The sequence below is a fragment of the Streptomyces sp. AV19 genome (assembly GCF_015999245.1).
In the GTDB taxonomy this organism is placed as follows: Bacteria; Actinomycetota; Actinomycetes; order Streptomycetales; family Streptomycetaceae; genus Streptomyces.
In genome coordinates this window covers 1-1296 of sequence record NZ_JAEAMR010000097.1, presented here as the reverse complement: position 1 = coordinate 1296, position 1296 = coordinate 1, and the positions used below count along the sequence as shown (strand labels likewise).

1 protein-coding gene is annotated in these 1296 nt (G+C 68.4%); it reads right to left on the bottom strand.

What is annotated here, in order from left to right; genetic code table 11:
- Window positions 1-29: 29 nt before the first annotated feature.
- A protein-coding gene (locus I5Q34_RS33740) for an IS3 family transposase (RefSeq protein WP_199896312.1) occupies window positions 30-1228 on the bottom strand; the annotation gives its coding sequence in 2 pieces (ribosomal slippage) (window positions 30-940 and window positions 940-1228; 1200 coding nt in all).
- Window positions 1229-1296 lie beyond the last annotated feature (68 nt).

The following is a 1296-nucleotide window of genomic DNA, read 5'->3' as shown; positions in this document are numbered from 1 at the left end:
GGGGCTTCCCCCTGAAAGCTGAACACGGCTTATGCGGCTTGTGTCAGGGTAGGTGATTGTTCGTCGAGTGCTGCCTCGTAGGTGATCGGGCTGCGTTGTCCGAGGCGTGAGTGGCGGCGTCGGGTGTTGTAGCGGCCGGCCCAGCGGAAGGTGTCGAGTCGTGCCTCACGTGCCGTCGGCCACGCTTTCGAGCCCTTGAGCGTCTCCCTTTTGAGTGAGGCGTTGAAACTCTCCGCGGCGGCGTTGTCCGCGCTGCTGCCGACGGCGCTCATGCTCCGTCTCACACCCGCTGACCTGCAGGCTTCGGCGAACGCGGCGGATGTGTACTGCGAGCCGTGGTCGCAGTGGAAGATCGCTCCGTTGAGACTGCCGCGGGTGCGCTCGGCCGCGGCCAGGGCGTCGATGACGAGCTCGGCCCGCATATGATCGGCGATCGCCCAGCCCGCCAGACGGCGTGAGCACAGGTCGATGACCGTGGCCAGATAGAGCGGCTTCGCGCCGTTGACCGGCAGATAGGTGATGTCACCTACGTACTTGGTGTTCGGGATGTCGGCGGTGAAGTCCCGCTGGATGAGGTCGGGGGCCTTCGCGGCGGCCGGGTCGGCGATGGTGGTGCGGTGCTTCTTGCGCAGGTGCACCCCGACGATCCGGTGCCGGCGCATGACGCGCTCGACGCGCTTGTGGTTGACGCGTTCGCCGCTGTCCCGGAGCTCAGCTGTGATCCGCGGGGACCCGTAGGTGCCGTCCGATTCGGCGTGCACCTTGCGTATCCGCGCGGCGAGCTCGTCGTCCGCCGCCGCCCTGGCCGCCCGGCCGGCGGCGGTCCTGGCCCAGTGGTAGAAACTCGAACGGGCGATGCCGAGTACGGTGCACAACCGCTTGACGCCGAAGCGGCGCTTGAAGTCGGCGACGAACTGGAAGCGGTTCACCAGCGCGTCTCCCCGGCGAAATACCGGGCCGCCCGGCGCAGAATGTCGCGCTCCTCCTCCAGCTCGCGGACCTTCTTGCGCAGGGCGGTGTTCTCCGCCTCCAGCGGCGTCTGCGGCGCCGGAGACTGCTGGGACGCGGCCCGGCGCCCGCCCGTCCCCGCCGCGCGCAGCCAGTTCCGCAGCGTCTCCGGATTGACCCCCAGATCGGCAGCGACCTCCTTGATCGTCGCCCCCGGCCGCGACTCGTACAGCGCGACCGCATCCGCCTTGAACTCGGCGGGATAGTGCTTCATCCCCACAGGGACTCCGTTCTCCCAGATCCTCAGGATCCAGTGTCTACGGTGTCCAGCTATCAGGGGGAATGCCC